This window comes from Sphingomonas sp. EC-HK361 (assembly GCF_902498785.1).
GTDB lineage: Bacteria > Pseudomonadota > Alphaproteobacteria > Sphingomonadales > Sphingomonadaceae > Sphingomonas.
In genome coordinates this window covers 782468-800511 of record NZ_LR701494.1, presented here as the reverse complement: position 1 = coordinate 800511, position 18044 = coordinate 782468, and the positions used below count along the sequence as shown (strand labels likewise).

General features: G+C 67.9%; 19 protein-coding genes and 1 tRNA gene. 8 read left to right on the top strand and 12 right to left on the bottom strand.

Annotated features, from left to right (window positions below):
- Positions 1–203: 203 nt before the first annotated feature.
- Together BOS5A_RS11175 and BOS5A_RS11170 are read left to right on the top strand one after the other, a co-directional pair.
- The gene (locus BOS5A_RS11175; RefSeq protein ID WP_151955177.1) at positions 204–740 is read left to right on the top strand and encodes a J domain-containing protein; all 537 of its coding nucleotides are present in this window, start codon (positions 204–206) and stop codon (positions 738–740) included.
- A complete protein-coding gene (locus tag BOS5A_RS11170; RefSeq protein ID WP_151955176.1) occupies positions 725–1021 on the top strand; it encodes a (2Fe-2S) ferredoxin domain-containing protein in 297 nt (98 codons plus the stop codon). The genes BOS5A_RS11175 and BOS5A_RS11170 overlap by 16 nt, the downstream gene beginning before the upstream one ends.
- Before the next feature lie 131 nt (positions 1022–1152).
- Here the strand turns inward: BOS5A_RS11170 and BOS5A_RS11165 are convergent, their stop codons facing one another.
- From BOS5A_RS11165 to BOS5A_RS11155, 3 genes are all read right to left on the bottom strand, one after another.
- Positions 1153–1575, bottom strand: a complete 423-nt coding sequence (locus BOS5A_RS11165; RefSeq protein WP_151955175.1) for a DUF4112 domain-containing protein — start codon at positions 1573–1575, stop codon at positions 1153–1155.
- Positions 1576–1580: 5 nt separating this feature from the next.
- Positions 1581–3119, bottom strand: coding sequence for an ABC transporter substrate-binding protein (locus tag BOS5A_RS11160; protein ID WP_325058542.1), 1539 nt, complete (start codon positions 3117–3119; stop codon positions 1581–1583).
- A 70-nt stretch (positions 3120–3189) separates the two neighbouring features.
- Positions 3190–3274, bottom strand: a tRNA-Leu gene (locus tag BOS5A_RS11155).
- A gap of 98 nt (positions 3275–3372) precedes the next feature.
- On the opposite strand from BOS5A_RS11155, the gene modA reads away from it, so the two are divergent.
- The 3 genes from modA to BOS5A_RS11140 are packed head-to-tail and all read left to right on the top strand — an operon-like array spanning position 3373 to position 5429.
- Entirely contained in the window at positions 3373–4134 is a 762-nt protein-coding gene (gene modA / locus BOS5A_RS11150; RefSeq protein ID WP_151955174.1) for a molybdate ABC transporter substrate-binding protein, read from the top strand.
- Positions 4135–4147: 13 nt separating this feature from the next.
- Entirely contained in the window at positions 4148–4837 is a 690-nt protein-coding gene (gene modB, locus BOS5A_RS11145) for a molybdate ABC transporter permease subunit (protein WP_151955173.1), read from the top strand.
- The gene (locus BOS5A_RS11140) at positions 4827–5429 is read left to right on the top strand and encodes an ATP-binding cassette domain-containing protein (protein ID WP_151955172.1); all 603 of its coding nucleotides are present in this window, start codon (positions 4827–4829) and stop codon (positions 5427–5429) included. The genes modB and BOS5A_RS11140 overlap by 11 nt, the downstream gene beginning before the upstream one ends.
- Before the next feature lie 323 nt (positions 5430–5752).
- On the opposite strand, the gene purL is transcribed toward BOS5A_RS11140, so the two are convergent.
- From purL to purS, 5 genes are read right to left on the bottom strand one after another with little or no spacing between them, the layout of a single operon-like run.
- Positions 5753–7972 (bottom strand): phosphoribosylformylglycinamidine synthase subunit PurL, encoded by a 2220-nt coding sequence (gene purL / locus BOS5A_RS11135; RefSeq protein WP_151955171.1) that lies wholly within the window; start codon positions 7970–7972, stop codon positions 5753–5755.
- A 51-nt stretch (positions 7973–8023) separates the two neighbouring features.
- The gene (locus tag BOS5A_RS11130; RefSeq protein WP_151955170.1) at positions 8024–9499 is read right to left on the bottom strand and encodes a phospholipase D-like domain-containing protein; all 1476 of its coding nucleotides are present in this window, start codon (positions 9497–9499) and stop codon (positions 8024–8026) included.
- Positions 9500–9510: 11 nt separating this feature from the next.
- Complete coding sequence (locus BOS5A_RS11125) at positions 9511–10200, bottom strand: hypothetical protein (RefSeq protein WP_151955169.1); 690 nt, start codon at positions 10198–10200, stop codon at positions 9511–9513.
- A 50-nt stretch (positions 10201–10250) separates the two neighbouring features.
- A complete protein-coding gene (purQ, locus tag BOS5A_RS11120) occupies positions 10251–10916 on the bottom strand; it encodes a phosphoribosylformylglycinamidine synthase subunit PurQ (protein ID WP_151955168.1) in 666 nt (221 codons plus the stop codon).
- Positions 10913–11143 carry a phosphoribosylformylglycinamidine synthase subunit PurS gene (gene purS, locus BOS5A_RS11115; protein ID WP_151955167.1) on the bottom strand — a complete coding sequence of 77 codons (231 nt, stop codon included), beginning with the start codon at positions 11141–11143 and terminating at the stop codon, positions 10913–10915. Before purS ends, purQ begins: the two co-directional genes overlap by 4 nt.
- A gap of 170 nt (positions 11144–11313) precedes the next feature.
- On the opposite strand from purS, the gene BOS5A_RS11110 reads away from it, so the two are divergent.
- Complete coding sequence (locus tag BOS5A_RS11110; RefSeq protein WP_199857349.1) at positions 11314–11463, top strand: hypothetical protein; 150 nt, start codon at positions 11314–11316, stop codon at positions 11461–11463.
- Here BOS5A_RS11110 and purC read toward each other — a convergent pair.
- The 4 genes from purC to BOS5A_RS11090 form a co-directional block, all read right to left on the bottom strand.
- Complete coding sequence (gene purC / locus BOS5A_RS11105; RefSeq protein WP_151955166.1) at positions 11460–12239, bottom strand: phosphoribosylaminoimidazolesuccinocarboxamide synthase; 780 nt, start codon at positions 12237–12239, stop codon at positions 11460–11462. The genes BOS5A_RS11110 and purC overlap by 4 nt on opposite strands.
- Positions 12240–12338: 99 nt before the next feature.
- Positions 12339–13553: a kynureninase gene (gene kynU / locus BOS5A_RS11100; protein WP_151955165.1), complete on the bottom strand. Its 1215-nt coding sequence runs from the start codon at positions 13551–13553 to the stop codon at positions 12339–12341.
- Complete coding sequence (locus BOS5A_RS11095; protein WP_199857348.1) at positions 13550–14449, bottom strand: alpha/beta hydrolase; 900 nt, start codon at positions 14447–14449, stop codon at positions 13550–13552. Before BOS5A_RS11095 ends, kynU begins: the two co-directional genes overlap by 4 nt.
- Before the next feature lie 44 nt (positions 14450–14493).
- On the bottom strand, positions 14494–14676 hold the full coding sequence (locus BOS5A_RS11090; protein WP_151955164.1) for a hypothetical protein: 183 nt from the start codon (positions 14674–14676) through the stop codon (positions 14494–14496).
- 106 nt (positions 14677–14782) lie between these two features.
- Here BOS5A_RS11090 and gcvA point away from each other — a divergent pair, with 106 nt between their 5' ends.
- Both gcvA and parC read left to right on the top strand, forming a co-directional pair.
- Positions 14783–15679, top strand: coding sequence for a transcriptional regulator GcvA (gene gcvA, locus BOS5A_RS11085; protein ID WP_151955163.1), 897 nt, complete (start codon positions 14783–14785; stop codon positions 15677–15679).
- A gap of 36 nt (positions 15680–15715) precedes the next feature.
- Positions 15716–17968 (top strand): DNA topoisomerase IV subunit A, encoded by a 2253-nt coding sequence (parC, locus tag BOS5A_RS11080; RefSeq protein WP_151955162.1) that lies wholly within the window; start codon positions 15716–15718, stop codon positions 17966–17968.
- Positions 17969–18044: the final 76 nt, after the last annotated feature.

Below are 18044 nucleotides of genomic sequence, written 5' to 3'. Positions count from 1 at the left end.
CGGCTCCTCTTGGGGGTCGGCGGTCTCAAAAAAGTGGCCGCGGAGAGGGGAGGTCCCCGCGGCCGGGGGGAATGCATGTCAACGAGATGACGCCAACATGACAGGAAGTTCATAGTCGAAGTCGCGATCCGTTCGCAACTGCAAAATGTGATAAAGTGACATCCGATTGCGTTTGGCAGCGGCGTGCCTATGTCGTGCCGGCAATGGCTCGCTATTCACGTTCGAACGACTGGGGCTTTCCCCGCTGGCGCGGCTACGGCTCCGGCCGCGAGACGACGCAGGTGCGGATCTGCGACCGGCACGGCTGCGAGGAGCCGGGCGATTGCCCCGCACCGAAATCGCCCAACAGCCCGGAACGCTGGTATTTCTGCGCGACCCATGCCGGCGAATACAATCGCGGCTGGAATTATTTCGAGGGGCTGAGCGCGGAAGATGCCGCCGCGCGCGAGGCGCAGGAGACGCGCGATACGTCGGGCTATGCCGAGGCGAAGCATTATGGCTGGGGCGGCAGCGGCGACGGCAGCCGGTCGCGCGACGAAATGCGCGCGCTCGATGTGCTGGAGCTGGAAAGCGATGCCGATTTCGACGCGGTGAAGCTGGCCTGGCGGCGGCTGGCCAAGGCGAATCACCCCGATGTCCGTCCCGGCGACGCCGACGCCGCGGTGCGTTTCCAGGCGATCCAGGCGGCCTATGAGGTGCTGCGCGCGGCCGAGGACCGGCGGACATGGCGGCCAAGCTGATCCGCGCGGAGTGGCAGGGCGCGATCCTCGTGTGCGGCAAATGTTCGAAGAAGCTTGGCGGCGGTTACGGTCGCAAGGGCAAGACCTCGCTCGCAAAGGCGCTGCGCAAGGCGCTCGCGCTCGGCAAGGGGCGCAAGGCGCGGCTCGGCGTGGTGGAGACGCGGTGCCTCGGCATCTGTCCCAAACATGCGGTGACGATGATCGACACGCGTGAGCCCGGGCGATGGCATGTTGTGCCAGCCAACGCGAATGTCGAGGCGCTGGCGCGTGGGCTGCGCTGACGCAAGATAACGAGGTTTGGCCAATCACGTCACCCCGGACTTGATCCGGGGTCCCGCTAGTAGCTGGACGGTTAAGAAGAAGCGGGACCCCGGCTCAAGGCCGGGGTGACGGTTCGAGTGAGACTGAGAGGCTAGTTCGCGATCGTCACCGTCGCCGGGTGGTGCCGGTCAAGATGACGCTTGATCGTCTTCAGATTGCGGGTGTTCGATCGGTAGAAGAAGTCCGCCGCATCGCCGATCACCGGGATCAGCCCGAGCAGCGCGTCGAACCCGACCCGCCCGCCCATGCGGGCGAGCTGGAACTTCGTCATCCCGATGTTGCGGGCTTCCCAAACGATCCACGCGCCGAGCGCCGCCGCTGCGATATCGCCGACCACGGGCACGAGGCCGAGGATCGCGTCGAGCCCGACCCGGCGGTTGAGACCGGGGACGGTGAACATCCCCTCCAGCAGCTGCTCCATCGCCTCGATGCGTTTGCGCACCGATTGCGGATCGCGACCGAGAGGGAGGGCGTCGAACATCGAGGCGTCGATGCGGGTGGCGCGGTTCGTCATCACGCTCAGTTGGTGTCGCGGCGCAGCCGGTTCAACGGGTGCCAGGCGCGCTGGTTCGTCTGCCAGTCGCGCAGCCGTGTCGCGACGAGCGACCAGCGGAACGGCCGCGCGATGGGGATGAACGCCGAATCGTCCGCCAGCGCGACATCCGCCGCCGCGATCGCCTGCGCCCGCGCCGCGAGGGTATCGGCAAGACGCGCCGCGTTGATCTTGGCCGCGGCGTCCTCGGCGCAGGGCTGGCACGCATTGACCAGATACCAGCGCGCGCTGTCATAGGGCGCGACCGCATCGACGAGCGTAAGCTCGGCGGGCGCGGCCGGCCCGACGCGCTGCGGCGCCAGACCGAGGCCGATCAGCATCGGCGCGATCTGCCCCCAGATGGCGGTCGCGCCGGGACCATAGGGCAGCGCGATGCGGATGGTGGCGGGCGCGCTCTGCTGCGCCTGCCAGTCGGTGATCGTCTTGATCGCGGCCGCACGGCGCTGATCGACCGGGGTCAGCGCCCAAAGCGGCTGGGCCGGCGGGGCGGCCGAATCGAGTTGCGCTGGCAGGACCTGCATCGTCGCGCCCCACTCCGCCGCGAGATTTGCGGTGATGGTGTCGCGGTCGATGAGCGCGGCGATGGCGGCGCGGTTCGCCTTGCTGGCGAAGAGGCCGCTGCGGTTGGTCACGCGAAAGCCGAAGAGCCCCGCGGCGGGATCGACCTTGATATTGACCGGGGCGACCTCTGCGATCCTGAGCAGCGGCCAGTCGAGGAAGGTGCCGCCGCTTACCAAGTCGGACTTGCGCGCCGCGAAGCGCAGGATCGCGCGCGACGCCTTTTCGGCGACAAGCCAGACGTTGCGTTCCGGCCCGTCATCCGCCTGATCGGGATCGCGATCGGGGTCGGCGGCGGGCTCCAGCACACGGATGCGGCCGTCGTTGCGGGTCAGGCGAAACGGGCCGCTACCCCCCGGCGGGCGGGTGCGGAACAGCGCCATTTCGGGCTGGGCGAAGAGGTTGAGCAGATCGGGCCGCGGGCGGGCGAGGCGGATCTCGATGACCTCGGGGGTCATCTCGACGATCGAATCGATCGCGGTCAGGAAAGGTTTGAGCGGATTGCGCGAATTGCGCGCGAGCTGCCGCTTCAGGATCGCGACCACGTCCTCGGCAGTGACCGGCCTACCATCCTGCCAGCGCGCGGCGCGCAGGCGGAAGATGTAGCTCATGCCGTCGTCCATCACGATCCAGCGCTGCGCCACCCCCGGCTCGATCTGCCCAGCCGCATCGAAGCGGACGAGGCCCTGCGCGATCGAATCGACCAGCAGGCGGTCATTGGGGGACCGGGCGCCGACGCTTGAATCACCGAGTGTCGGTGCCTCGCCGATCCCGCTGACAACCACCGGACCCACATCCGCCCGGCGTCCGCAGCTGGCGAGCGACAGAGTCAGAGCAAGCGCGACGACGGCGTAGCGGGCTGGGGCGATCGGCATCGCGTTCACCCTTGCCACGCGGGTGCGGCGCGCGCCAACCCCGGCGAGGCAGGTGCAGGGTCGTCGCGTCAACGAACGGGCGATACCCCTCCGCCAGCGCTGCGCGCTGCCACCTCCCTTTGCGGGGAGGACTTGGGGGCTGTGGTGCGGACGGCGGGACTCGAACCCGCACGCCTATTGGGCAGAAGATTTTAAGTCTCCAGCGTCTACCATTCCGCCACGTCCGCGCCGGGCGAGGGCGTAGGGCGGCTTGCGCGTGCGAGCAAGCGGGAGTGGCGCGGACGGCACGCGCTGGGTAAGACCGCCCCTTGCCGGAGACGACCCGATGCGCCGCCTGATCCGATCGATTATCCTTGCCTTCACGATCCTGACCGCCGGAGCGGCCTCCGCCAAGCCGCGTCCGCCGCTGGTGCTGGCGGCGGCAAGCATGCAGGAATCGCTAAACGATGCGGCAGATGCCTGGGCGAAAACCGGCCATCCGCGCCCGACGCTGTCGTTCGCCGCATCTTCGGCACTCGCACGGCAGATCATGGCGGGCGGCGCGGCCGATCTGTTCGTGTCCGCGGACGAGGACTGGATGAACGCGGTGGCGGCGAAGGGCCGGATCGTGCCGGGGACGCGCGCGACGCTGGCGCGCAACCGGCTCGTCATCGTCAGCGCCGCGGGTCGCAAGGTTCGCGTGCCCGCGAGCGGCGTCGCGCTCGGTCGTGCGTTGTCGGCCGGGCCGCTCGCGATGGCCGATCCCGCGTCGGTGCCGGCCGGCAAATATGGGGAGGCGGCGCTGCGCAGGCTCGGCGCGTGGCCGATCGTCGCCCCCCATGTCGTTCGCGCAGAGAATGTCCGCGCCGCGCTGGCGCTGGTCGAGCGGGGCGCGGCGCCGTTCGGTGTCGTATACGCGACCGATGCGCTGGCGTCGCCCAAGGTCCGCGTGGCGGGCATCTTCCCGACCCGGTCGCATGCGCCGATCGTATACCCCGTCGCGCGGCTGAAGGCCGGGACGAGCGCGGATGCCGAAGGGTTCCGCCGGTTCCTGCTGTCGCATGCCGGCCAGGCGATCCTGAAACGCCGCGGGTTCCAGTCGCGATGATCCGATTGCCGGGATGTTGACGGGGGAAGAATGGCAGATCGTGCGGCTGTCGCTGCTGGTCGGCGGGGTCGCCTGCGCGGGCACGCTGCCGGTCGCGGTCGCGCTTGGCTGGGTGCTTGCGCGGTGGCGGTTTCCGGGGAAGGTGCTGCTCGACGCGGTCGTCCATCTGCCGCTGGTGCTGCCGCCGGTCGTGACCGGGTGGATGCTGCTGCTGGCGTTTGCGCCGGCAGGTCCGATCGGCGCGCCGCTGGAGCGCTGGTTCGGGGTGAGCGTGCTCTTCCGCTGGACGGGCGCCGCGATCGCCGCCGGCGTCATGGCGTTGCCGCTGATGGTGCGCGCGGTGCGGCTCGCGATCGAGGGCGTCGATCGCCGGCTGGAACAGGCCGCGCAGACGCTCGGCGCGGGACGGTGGCGCGTCTTCGCCACCATTACCTTGCCGCTCGCGATGCCGGGGCTGCTCGCCGGCACCGTTCTTGGTTTCGCTCGCGCGATCGGCGAGTTCGGCGCGACGATCACCTTCGTGTCGAACGTGCCGGGCCAGACCGAGACGCTTCCGCTCGCCATCTATTCCGCGCTGCAACGACCCGACGGCGATGCGATGGTCTGGCGCCTGGCGGCGATTTCGGTCGCGCTGTCGATCGTGGCGCTCGTCGCGTCCGAATGGCTGGCGCGGCGGAGCGGGCGGGGCATGCATGTCCTTTGATATCGACGTGACGGTGCGCCGCGGCGAAGCGTTGGTGGGCGCAACTTTTGCGACTGAGGCGCGTGCGACCGTGCTGTTCGGGCCGTCCGGAGTCGGCAAGACAAGTGTACTTGCGATGGTCGCGGGGTTGCTGCGCCCGGATCGGGGACATGTGCGTGTTGGCGGGCAGGCGCTCTTCGATAGCGAGCGCGGAATCGATCTGTCGCCACAGCATCGGCACGCCGGTGTGGTGTTTCAGGACCCGCGGCTATTCCCGCACAAGCGGGTGCGCGCCAATCTGCTCTACGGTGCGCGGAATGAAACGCGGCTTGGGGAGGTCGCGGCGACGCTCGACATCGCGCATCTGCTCGATCGCTGGCCGCGGACACTGTCGGGCGGCGAGGCGCGGCGGGTCGCGATCGGCCGTGCGCTGCTCGCCGACCCGCACTTCCTCCTGCTCGACGAGCCGCTGGCCTCGCTCGATCGCACGCGGCGCGAGGAGGCGATGCGGCTGATCGAGCGGGTGCGCGATGAGACGCGGCTGCCGATGCTGATCGTCACCCATGATCCGGAGGAGGCCGAGCGGTTGGGCGGGGCGATCGTGCGGATGTAGGAAGAAGGGTGTTCGGGGAAGGCGCGAAAGCGTGAAGAAGATTGGTTCACGCGGAGGCGCGGAGGACGCGGAGGGGCTTTGTTCGAGGTGCTTCGGCGTACGCGTTCCAGAGTTTAAGTCGTCGTGCGTCTTCCGGAATCCACCGCGCCGCAAACTCTCGAGCCTTTTTCGTTGGGCCAGGTGGAACCCGGAACACGTCCGGGGCGAGAGCTGACCCGATCCTCTCCGCTTCTAATCCTCCGCGTCTCCGCGCCTCCGCGTGAACAACCTTTTTCTTCTTCTTCGTGGCTTTGCGTCTTCCCTGAACCCCTGTCTTCGACCCACTAAGCCAGCGCCGCATCCGCGCCCATCAGCTTTGGAAAGAAGCCTTCATGCGCTGAGCGGAGCGCCTCGAGCGTGACCACATCATCGCGGTCGGGACGTTCGAAGATCAGGCGCTTGCCGCCGGTTCGGCCGAGCGGTTCGGCTTCCACGCCCGCCGCGTGAGCATGCGCCAGAAAATCGACCAGCGCGGAATCGAGCACCGTGACGATGTAGACGCCCTGGTCCTCGGCGAAGAAGCTGTGCGCACAGTCGAAGGGCTGCTTCTTGTCGATCATCGCGCCGATGCCGCCGGCAAGTGCCATTTCCGCCAGCGTCACCGCGATGCCGCCGTCCGACACGTCGTGGACAGCCGAAAGTTGCCCGTCGAGGATCGCAGTGCGGATGAGATCGCCGACCTTGCGCTCCATCGCCAGATCGACACGCGGCGGCGGGCCGTCCTCGCGGCCGTGGCATTCGCGCAGCCAGAGCGACTGGCCGAGATCGCCGCGGCGCGTGCCGACCGCGAGGATGACGTCGCCCGAACCCTTGAACGCGATCGTCGCGCTCTTCGACCAGTCCTTGAGGAGGCCGACGCCGCCGATTGCAGGCGTGGGGAGGATGGCGCTGCCACCCCCGGTAGCCTTGCTCTCGTTGTAGAGGCTGACATTGCCGCTGACGATCGGGAAGTCGAGCGCACGGCAGGCGTCGCTCATGCCTTCCAGGCAGCCGACGATCTGCCCCATGATCTCGGGCCGCTGCGGGTTGGCGAAGTTGAGGCAGTTGGTGACCGCGAGCGGGGTCGCGCCGACCGCGGTCAGGTTGCGCCAAGCCTCGGCGACGGCCTGCTTGCCGCCCTCGACCGGGTCGGCAAAGCAGTAACGCGGCGTGCAGTCGGTGGTCATCGCCAGCGCCTTCTGCGTCCCGTGGACGCGGACGACCGCCGCGTCGCCGCCGGGGCGCTGGACGGTGTCGGCGCCGACCTGGGTGTCATACTGCTCCCAGATCCAGCGGCGGCTCGCGATGTCGGGCGATGCCATCAGCTTGAGCAGATCGGCGGCGATGTCATGGGTTTCGGGCACGTCGACCAGCGCCTTGGCGGGCGGGGTCGGGACGTGCGGGCGATCGTAGAGCGGGGCGTCGTCGGCGAGCGGGCCGAGCGGGATGTCGCAGACAGTCTCGCCATTCCACGTCAGCACCATCCGCCCGGTTTCGGTGACTTGGCCGATGACCGCGAAATCGAGTTCCCATTTGCGGAAGATGGCTTCCGCAAAGTCCTCGCGGCCCGGTTTCAGCACCATGAGCATCCGCTCCTGGCTCTCCGACAGCATCATCTCATAGGGCGTCATGCCCGTCTCGCGCTGCGGCACCGCGTTCATGTCGAGTTCGATCCCGACACCACCCTTTGACGCCATCTCGACCGAGGACGAGGTGAGGCCGGCGGCACCCATGTCCTGGATCGCGACGATCGCGTCGGAGGCCATGAGCTCGAGACACGCCTCGATCAGCAGCTTTTCGGTGAAGGGATCGCCAACCTGCACCGTGGGGCGCTTCGCGTCCGCATCCTCGCCGAAATCGGCGCTGGCCATCGTCGCGCCGTGGATGCCGTCGCGCCCCGTCTTGGAGCCGACATAGACGATCGGATTGCCGACGCCCGACGCCGCCGAATAGAAGATCTTGTCGGTGTCGGCGACGCCCACGGTCATCGCGTTGACCAGGATGTTGCCGTCATAGGCCGGGTGGAAGTTCACCTCGCCGCCCACCGTCGGCACGCCGACGCAATTGCCGTAACCGCCGATGCCGTGGACCACGCCTGCGATCAGGTGGCGCATCTTCGGATGATCGGGTGATCCGAAGCGGAGCGCGTTGAGGTTCGCGATCGGACGCGCGCCCATCGTGAAAACGTCGCGCAGGATGCCGCCCACGCCGGTCGCTGCACCCTGATAGGGCTCGATATAGGACGGATGGTTGTGGCTCTCCATCTTGAAGATCGCCGCCTGACCGTCCCCGATATCGATGACGCCCGCATTCTCGCCGGGGCCGCAGATTACCCACGGCGCCTCGGTCGGCAGCTTCTTCAAATGGATGCGGCTCGATTTGTAGCTGCAATGCTCGGACCACATGACCGAGAAGATGCCGAGCTCGACCAGGTTCGGCTCGCGCCCCAGCGCGTGGAGGACGCGGTCATATTCTTCCGGGGACAAGCCATGCTCGGCGACGATTTCGGGCGTGATCGCGGTCATGCGCGTGGCCGATAGCGGATGCCTCGCCGCGAGTCAGCTACCGCGTTGCGATCACCGCTGCTTCAGCCGCCCTCGCAGACGGCGCAGCAAGCCGCCCTTGCTCATTCCCTCGATCATGTCGCCCGGCCCCTCGGGATCGAGCACCTCGTTGTCGGCGAGCCATATCTCGACCTCGTTGAGGTCGGGAACTTCATAGGGTTTAAGCGTCTTGCCCCGTCCGCGCAGCGCCTCGATCGCGGCGATCATCGACGCGCCGTTCGCGAGCCGACGGGCAATTTCGGCCGGCTCGAAGTCCAGATGTTCCGCCAGCAGCCCCTCGCGGATCGCCGCGATGGGAGTCGCCAACGCCGGATCGCCGCCCGCATCGATCACCATGTCGCATTCGGTGTCGAGCCGCAGCGAGCGATTGTTGAAATTGGAGGAGCCGACCCGGATGAACCGGTCGTCGACGATCAGCACCTTGGCATGGACGTAGATCGATTCTCCGCCCGCGGTGAAGGGGTGATACATGCGCAGTCGGTCATGGCCATCGCGCTGCTTCAGGCTCTGGAACAGCCGCGCGCGCGCGGTGTCCATCGCGATCGGCTCGAGCCAGCCTTGCGCGGTGACCGGATTAATGACGACGATCTCGGGGCCGTCCGCCTCGTCCAGCCGCTTCGCGATCGCTTCGGCGACCTTGCGGGACGCGAAATACTGGCTTTCGGCATAGATGCGCGTCTTCGCCGCCGCGATGAGGTCGCAATATAGCTCCTCGATCTGGTGGACGGTTTCCTGCCCGGGATGCTCTGGCTGGGTGCGCGCGATTCCGACATCGACATCGCGCCAGTCCGCATCGAGGCTCGCCGGCCAGCAATCCTTCGTTTCGGGGGGCGGCGCGATCGTGCCGCCGCCCGCGATGGCCCAGCGTTCCCGGCAGATATTGCCGAGCAGCTGCGCCACAGGGCCTTGCAGCGCGGTCGTCGCATCGTGCCACGGCTTGTAGGGCTTGCCGCGGGGCGAAGTGCGGTGCGGCTGGTCGTCCTCGTGCGCGCGGGTGTCCCAGCGCTCGTCGGTCATGTCGATCCCACCGCAAAAGGCGAGGCAATCGTCGATCACCACGACCTTCTGGTGCTGCGAGGCGGCGACCGGGTGGTGACCGTCCAGCTTCAGGTGGATGCGCGGATGAGTGAAGCGCCATTTGGTCAGCGTCCACAGCGTCTTGCCGCGAAACAGCGTCTTGATCGCACCCTTGTCCCAGCGAAGGATGTAGACCTGCAAGGTCGGCGTGCGATCGACGAGCCAGGTGATGAATTCGCCGACCGTCGTAGGCACCCCCGGATGGTCGTCGTCCCAGGCGAGCCGGATGCGCGCGTCGAAATCCCAGCCGACGAGCAGGATCTGATGTTTCGCGCTCAGCATCGCCTCGCGGGCCGCGCGGAAATAGGCGTCCGCGTCGATGACGACGCTCGCCCGGTCGGCGCGGGCGATGCCGGTGCAGTTGCGGGGCGGATCGAGAAGGCGCAGGCCCGGCGCGGTGGAGATCGACATCGGCGCCCGTCTTAAACGTCGAGGGCGACCGGTCCAGCGTTCCTTTCGCGCGTCGCCCCGGTCCACCAGGCGAGCGCGGTCATCACCGCATAGGCGAAGAGCGCGAGCAGCGGCTGGGAGGCGGGAACCGGATCAATGATGGTCGCGGGTTGCGGGGTCAGCCAGTTGATCGCCTGAAAAAGCAGCATGACGCCCGCAAGCACCCAGAACGACACGCGTCCCGCCACGCCCTTCGCCTGCGTTTCGCTGTAGAACCAGGTCAGCGCGATCGCGGTGATCGCAAGCTCCAGCGGCATTTCGACCTGCGGCAGATTCCACAGGCCGAGGCCGTAGCGATAGCCGCTGCCGAAGATCGTGAGGTCGGGCGAATGGACGATGAGGTCGAGTAGCCAGTGCGACGCCACGACCACACCGCCGATCGTCGCCGCCATCCACGTGCCGCCGCGCCCGCGCCAGACGCCGGCGAAGATGAGAGCGAACGCCGCCGTCCCGACAAGGCTGTGGGTGAAGCGCATGTCGTAAAGGTCCATCGCGTTCATCGTCGTGATGCCGGGGACCATCCGCATGTGCTCGATGCCGAGCAGGACGAAGGTGAAGAAGGCGAGATCGACAAGTTGCGCCGCGACGAACAACGGCCCGAGCCGGGGCGAGCGCCGATCGGTGGCGAGCAGCAATGCGGGGGCGTAGTGGCCGATGAACATGGGTGCGCGGTCCTCCCGCGCACCGTCATGCCAGCGTCGCGCGTCCGCGACTAGGCGATGCGTTCGAGCAGGCCTTCGAACATGCGCCGGCCGTCGGTGCCGCCATGCGCATCCTCGATCCGGCGTTCGGGGTGCGGCATCATGCCGAGCACGTTGCCAGCTTCGTTCAGCACGCCGGCGATGTTGCGCGCGCTGCCGTTGACCGCGTCGGCGTAGCGGAACGCGATGCGGCCTTCGCCTTCCAAGCGGTCGAGGGTCGCTTCGTCGGCGAAATAATTGCCGTCGTGATGCGCGACCGGAATCGTGATCCGCTCGTCCGCGTCATAGCGGCTGGTGAACAGGCTCTGCGCGTTCTCGACCGTCAGCGCGGCATCCCGGCACACGAAGTTCAGCCCGGCATTGCGCATCAGCGCGCCGGGGAGCAGCCCCGCCTCGGTCAGCACCTGAAAGCCGTTGCAGATGCCGAGCACCGGGACGCCCTTGCCCGCCGCCCCGACGACCGCCGCCATGATCGGCGACCGCGCCGCCATCGCGCCGGAGCGGAGGTAATCGCCATAGGAGAAGCCGCCGGGCAGCGCGACGAAGCCGATACCGTCGGGCAAGGCCGTTTCGCCGTGCCACACCATCGCCGGTTTCACGCCGGTCACCGCTTCCAGCGCCGTCGCGATATCGCGGTCGCAATTGGAGCCGGGGAAGACGATGACGGCGGTCTTCATGCCCGTTCTATCCGGTAATTCTCGATGACCGTGTTGGCGAGGAGCCTGCGGCACATCGCGTCGATATCGGCGTCGCTGGTGGCGTCGGCCACGTCGAGTTCGATGAGCTTGCCTACCCGCGCCTCGGCCACGCCGGTGAAGCCGAGCCCTGCGAGGGCGTGTTCGATCGCCTTGCCCTGCGGATCGAGCACGCCGGGCTTCAATGTCACGAAGATCTTGAGTTTCATCGCGGCAGGGCACCTGTGCTGGCGCGCCCCGGTGGAGCGCGCAGGGATTCGGGCGCCCCTATGCCGTGGGGCGCGCGGCGGGGCAAGTTCACGCTTCCTTTACGCCCCTTGTGCGATGCTCCCTTTCGCAGCGACGTGTCGGCTGCGTCTTTGCGGAGAGGGGGCGGGCGATGGCTGGCCTTGCAATGGTGATGTTCATCGCGCTGTTCGCCTTCGGCGACCAGTATTTCGGCTGGGACGATCCCGGCGGCCACATTCAGCTCGCGCTGTTCGCGACCTTCGTGTTCGGGATCGTCTGCGGCTACCGCGCGAAGGGCTAGCGTCCGCGGCGCTTGCGGTGGCTGTCGAGATCGAGGACCTCGGTTTCGCCGCCTTCGGGCATCAGGCCGAGCCGTCGTGCGACCTCCTGATAGGCTTCCACCTCGCCGCCGAGATCGCGGCGGAAGCGGTCCTTGTCCATCTTCTCGTTGGTTTCCATGTCCCACAGCCGGCAGCCATCGGGGCTGATCTCGTCCGCCAGGATGATTCGGCCGTAGTCATTGTCCCAGATGCGCCCGAACTCGAGCTTGAAATCCACAAGCCGGATGCCGACGCCGGCAAAGAGCCCGCACAGGAAATCGTTCACCCGGATCGCGAGATCGGCGATGTCGTGCATCTCCTCCTGGCTCGCCCATCCGAACGCCGCGATGTGCTCGTCGGTGACCATCGGGTCGCCCAGCGCATCGTCCTTGTAGTAATATTCGATGATCGTCCGGGGCAGCTTCGTCCCCTCCTCGATCCCAAGCCGCTTCGACAGCGAGCCGGCGGCGACGTTGCGCACCACGACCTCGATCGGAACGATCTCGACCTGGCGGATCAGCTGCTCGCGCATGTTCAGGCGGCGGATGAAGTGGGTCGGCACGCCGATATGATCGAGCAGCGTGAAGACATGCTCGGAAATGCGGTTGTTGAGGACGCCCTTGCCGTTGATCGTGCCCTTCTTCTGGGCGTTGAACGCGGTCGCATCATCCTTGAAATACTGGATGAGCGTGCCGGGCTCCGGGCCCTCGTAAAGGATCTTGGCCTTGCCCTCATAGATCTGTCGGCGGCGCGCCATCGGCATGTCCTAGCGTAGAAATGAGCAACCCCGGCGCACGGGTCACGCGGCCGGGGCGGTTAGGGCCGCGGCTATAACGAAGGGGGGCGGGGGGTGCAATCAGGTGACGGCGAGCCGCTCGGCGAAGGCGGGATCGGTATAGCTCTGGTCGGTCAGAACCTGGCCCAGGATTTCGCCCGCGCGCCAGACATCCTCGTGACTGAGATAGAGCGGGGTGAGGCCGAGGCGCAGGATATCGGGATCGCGGAAATCGCCGATGACGCCGCGGGCGATCAGCGCCTGGCAGATGGCGTAGGCGTTGGGGTGGCGAAAGCTGATGTGGCTGCCGCGCGCGGTTGGATCGCGCGGGGAGACACATTCCAGGCCGAGGACATCGCCCGCTTGCGCGAGGATGTCGAAAAGGGTGGCGCTCTTCGCGGCGACCATTTGTTGATCGACGTCCGCCCAAAGATCGACGCCGGCCTCGAGCGCGCGCATCGCGAGGATCGGGGGCGTGCCGACGAGCCAGCGCTGCATGCCGCTCGCGGCTTTATAGCCATCGGTAAAGGCGAAGGGCGCGGCGTGGCCCATCCATCCCGACAAAGGGTTGGCGAGCCGGTCCTGCAGGTCGCGGCGGACATAGAGGAAGGCGGGCGCGCCGGGGCCGCCGTTCAGATATTTGTAGGTGCACCCGACGGCGAGGTCGGCGCCCGCGCCCGAAAGATCGACCGGGACCGCGCCGACGCTGTGGCTGAGGTCCCAGAGGACCAGCGCGCCGGCGTCGTGGATCGTGCGGGTCCACTGCGCCATCTCGAACCGCTCGGCCGTCTTGTAGTGGACATGGGTGAGGACGACGACGGCGGTCTGCGCGTCGATCGCGGCCGCGAGGTAGCTGCGATCGACCGCGTGCAGCCGCGCGCCGGGCACCGCCGCCGCTGCGCCTTCGGCGATGTGGAGATCGGTCGGGAAATTGCCCTTCTCGCTGACGATCGTCGTGCGCGCCGGGTCGTGCCGCAGCGCGGCGACGAGCAGCTTGTAGAGATTGGCCGAGGTGGAGTCGGCAACGATGATCTCGTCCGCGGCGGCGCCGATGAGCGGCGCGATCTTGGCGCCGATCCGCGCCGGCGCGTCGATCCACCCCTCGTTCCAGCTGCGGATCAGCCGTTCGCCCCATTGCCGGTCGACGACATGGTCGATCGCGGCGCGGGTCGTGCGCGGCAGCGGGCCGAGCGAATTGCCGTCGAGATAGATCAGCCCCTCGGGCAACGCGAAACGCTCCCGCATCGGCGCGAGCGGATCGGCCGCGTCGCGCGCACGGGCCTCGTCCAGAGTCATTTGCGCAAGGCCGCGACGATGAGCCGCTTCGCCTCCGCCCAGGCGGGGGTTTCGGGCGCGATCAGCTCGACGTGCCCCGTGTTCGGGACGGTGTGGAGGGTGACCGGGTCGCCCGCGGCCTTCGCCTTCGTCACATAGCCGGTCGCCAGGCGGAAGGGGATGATGCGGTCCTCCTCGCCGTTCACCAGATCCTGCGTGACGCCGATCGGCAGCAGGCGGGGAACCGAGGTGTCGGCATAAGGATCGGCGCGGTCGCCGTTCCTTGGCCCGACGAGCCGCGCGACGACCTCGGTGCCGCAGCCATTATCGGGGCTTGCCGCGGTCGCTTCGAGATCGGGCAGGCCGCCGAGGCTGACGACGTGCGCGATCTTCAGCGGATGCACCGTGCGCAGCGGGCTTTTCGTCGGAAGTTTCGCGCGCGCCGCCAGCCAAAGCGCGAGATGCCCGCCCGCGGAATGGCCGACCGCGACGACGTGGCCGGTTTCGAGGTGATATTTCGCTGCGTTCTCCGCCAGCAGATCGGCGGCGCGCGCGGTATCTGCGAAGGTGCCGGGATAGCCGCCGCCGGGGCGATCCACGCCGCGGTAATCGATGTTCCACACAGCGATACCGCTCTTGCGCAGGTCGTCCGCGATCCAGTTCATCAGGCTGCGATCGGCGATTTCGGTGGTCCAGCAGCCGCCATGCACCATCAGCACGACGGGGTGCGGCCCCTTGCCGGCGGGCAGCCAGAGATCGACCTTCTGAAAGGGATCGTCGCCGTAGGAAATGGTCGCATCCGCGGCGGGTCGCGCCCGGTTGGTGAGATCGGGCCAGGTCAGCGGCTTGAAATCGGTTGCTGTGGAGGCAGTGATCGGCATTGCGGCGGCAACCAGAAGCAGGGCGAGACGGAACATCCCGCCCTGCTAGCGCAGGTCCACCGCCGATGCCATCGCAGACCTCAGCCGCAGCGAACGCCTGGGCGGGCGGGGCGGCGGGTTGGCTCGCGCTTCCACGGGGCATCGAATTGCTGGCGGTTGAGCGACGCGAACGCGGTCGCGACGTTGCGGATCAGCTTATCGACACCGGCGCTGAAGGCGGCATGGTGGTCGGCCCATTCGCGGGTCTGGAAATCGTCCTGCATGGTCGGAACTCCTTCGCTGCTTGGTGTCCATCGATATGCAAGGTCGCGCGCGGCCTCGCCAACAAATCGTTGCACGGAGGTCATAAGCGGTGTTTATCGACAAGCCATGCGCGTGCTGCCCCCGCTTTCCGCCGTAAGGGTCTTCGATGCGGCGGCGCGTCACGAGAATTTCACGGTCGCGGCCGGCGAATTGGGGATGACCCAGGCGGCGGTCAGCTATCAGATCAAGCTGCTCGAGGAACGGCTGGGCACGCAGTTGTTCCGGCGCGAGCGGCGGCGGGTGATCCTGACCGAAGCCGGGAGGCGGGTCGCGCCGCAGGTGGCCGCGGCGTTCGACACCCTCGATGCGGCGTTTGCGGGGCTGCGCAGCGAGGACGAGGCGCTGCTGACGGTTTCGACCTCGAACACCTTTGCGAACACCTGGCTCGCGTGGCGGGTCGGCGCGTTCCAGATGGCGCATCCCGAAATGGCGGTGCGGATGCTGACCAGCGACGAGGTCGCCGATTTCGCGAGCTCCGATGTCGATTGCGCGATCCGGTCGGGGCTGGGCGACTGGCCGGGGCTTGCCGCCGACCTGCTGATCCCGATCGACTTCACGCCGATGTGCAGCCCCGATTTCCTGGCGCGGCATGGGGGGGCGATCGCGGCGGCGGACCTCATGACCCTGCCGCTCATCAGCCCGCATGATCCGTGGTGGGCGCACTGGCTGCGGGAGGCGGGTGTCGATGCGACCGAGGGGAAGACACGGCCCGGAGTCCGGCTCGATTCGCAGGCGCACGAGGGGCATGCGGCGATGGCGGGCCAGGGGATCGCGATGCTCACCCCGTTCTTCTGGCGAGGCGATATTTCGGAGGGCCGCCTCGTCCAGCCCTTCGCGCAGGTTTCGACACGCGGCTACGGCTATTGGTTCGTCTGTCCGGAGCATCGGCGGCGCGTGCCGAAGGTGCGGCAGTTCCGCGAGTGGCTGATCGGCGAGATCGCGCTGGACCGGGCGATCCCGTAGCGCGGGGCGGCAAGCGCTGCTAGGTCGTGGCGCTCTATGGCCACCACCGACCTTCCCGACATTCCCGAAAACCCAGCCGTCGGCATCCTCGATGCGCCGTTCGACAGCGCGCTGAGCGAGCGGTATCTGGTCTATGCGCTGTCGACGATCACCGCGCGGTCGCTCCCCGATGTGCGCGACGGGCTGAAGCCGGTGCACCGGCGCCTGCTCTGGGCGATGCGGCTGCTTCGGCTCGATCCCGCCTCGGGCTACAAGAAGTGCGCGCGCGTCGTCGGCGACGTGATCGGCAAATACCACCCGCATGGCGACCAGTCGGTCTATGACGCGATGGTCCGGCTCGCGCAGGATTTCGCGCTGCGCTATCCGCTCGTCGACGGGCAGGGCAATTTCGGCAATATCGACGGCGATAACGCCGCGGCCTACCGCTACACCGAGGCGCGGCTGACCCAGGTCGCGATCGACCTGATGGACGGGCTGGACGAGGACGCGGTCGAATATCGCCCGACCTATAATGGCGAGGATCACGAGCCCGAGCTGTTTCCGGGGATGTTCCCGAACCTGCTGGCCAACGGCGCGAGCGGGATCGCGGTGGGCATGGCGACGAGCATCCCGCCGCACAACGCCGCCGAGCTGTTCGCGGCGGCGATCGCGCTGATCGACAACCCTGCCGCCGATCCGCTCAATCATGTGAAGGGTCCGGACTTTCCCACCGGCGGGCTCGTGGTCGACAGCGAGGCCACGATCCGCGAGGCCTATGCGACCGGGCGCGGCGGCTTTCGCGTGCGTGCGCGCTGGCAGATCGAGCGCGAGAAGGGCGGCGGCTGGCAGATCGTCGTCGGCGAAATTCCCTACGGCGTCCAGAAGGGCAAGCTGATCGAGCAGATCGCCGAGCTCATCAACGCCAAGCGGCTGCCGATCCTTGCCGACGTGCGCGACGAGAGCGATGCCGAGGTGCGGCTGGTGCTGGAGCCACGCAGCCGCACCGTCGATCCGCAGGTGCTGATGGACGGGCTGTTCCGGCTCTCCGATCTCGAAAGCCGCTTCTCGCTGAACCTCAACGTCCTCGATGCGCGCCGCACGCCGCGCGTCATGTCGCTGCACGAGGCGCTGTCGGCCTGGGTCGAGCATCAGTTCGTCGTGCTGCGCCGGCGCTCGCAGCATCGGCTCGACAAGATCGCCGACAGGCTGGAGCTCGTCGGCGGCTATATCGTCGCCTTTCTAAACCTCGACCGCGTGATCGAGATCATCCGCACCGAGGACGAGCCGAAGGCGGTGATGATCGCCGAGTTTCAGCTGACCGACCGCCAGGCCGAGGCGATCCTCAACATGCGGCTGCGATCCTTGCGCAAGCTGGAGGAGATGGAGCTGCGCCGCGAGCGCGAGATGCTAGAGAAGGAGCAGGAGGGGCTGACGCTGCTGCTGTCGTCGGAGGCGCGCCAGCGGACGCGGCTGAAGCGCGATCTCGGCAAGCTGCGCGACCGCTACGGCCCGCAGACCCCGCTCGGCAAGCGGCGCACCACGATCGAGGAAGCTGCGCCCGCGCGCGATATCCCGCTGGAAGCGATGATCGAGCGCGAGCCGATCACCGTCATCCTCTCCCAGCGCGGCTGGATCCGCGCGCTGAAGGGGCATGCCGAGCTGGCTTCGGCGGAAACCGCGAAGTTCAAGGAGGGCGACGGCCCGGCCTTCGCCTTCCACGCGCAAACCACCGACAAGCTGCTGCTCGCGGCGGAGAACGGCCGCTTCTACACGCTGGGCGCGGACAAGCTGCCCGGCGGGCGCGGCTTCGGCGAGCCGGTGCGCGCGATGATCGACCTCGACGGCAGCGTCGGGATCGTCGCGTTTCTCCCCGCGCGCGCGGCCGAGAAGCTGCTGGTGGCGGCGACCGATGGCCGCGGCTTCCTGGTGCCGGCGGCGGATGTTGTCGCGGAAACGCGCAAGGGGAAGACGATCGTCACCCCGCGGGCGGGGGCGCGGCTGCTGGTCGTCCGCCCGGTTGCGCCCGGGGCGGATTACGTCGCGGCGATCGGCGAGAATCGCAAGCTCGTCGTCTTTCCGATGAACGAGCTCGCCGAAATGACGCGCGGGCAAGGCGTGCAGCTGCAGCGGTATCGCGACGGCGGGCTGGCGGACGCGACTACCTTCGTCTTCGCGCAAGGGTTGAGCTGGGCGATGGGAGGCGAGAGCGGACGGACGCGAACCGAGTCGGACATGAACCCCTGGCGTGCCGCGCGGGGTGCGGCGGGGCGGATGCCGCCCAACGGCTTCCCGCGCGAAAACCGCTTCTGATTCCAGCGTTATGCGGCCGTTTCGGTTGGAATTTTCTTTAGCCGCTCTTAACGGGTGACCGCGTAGGCCGGCGCCA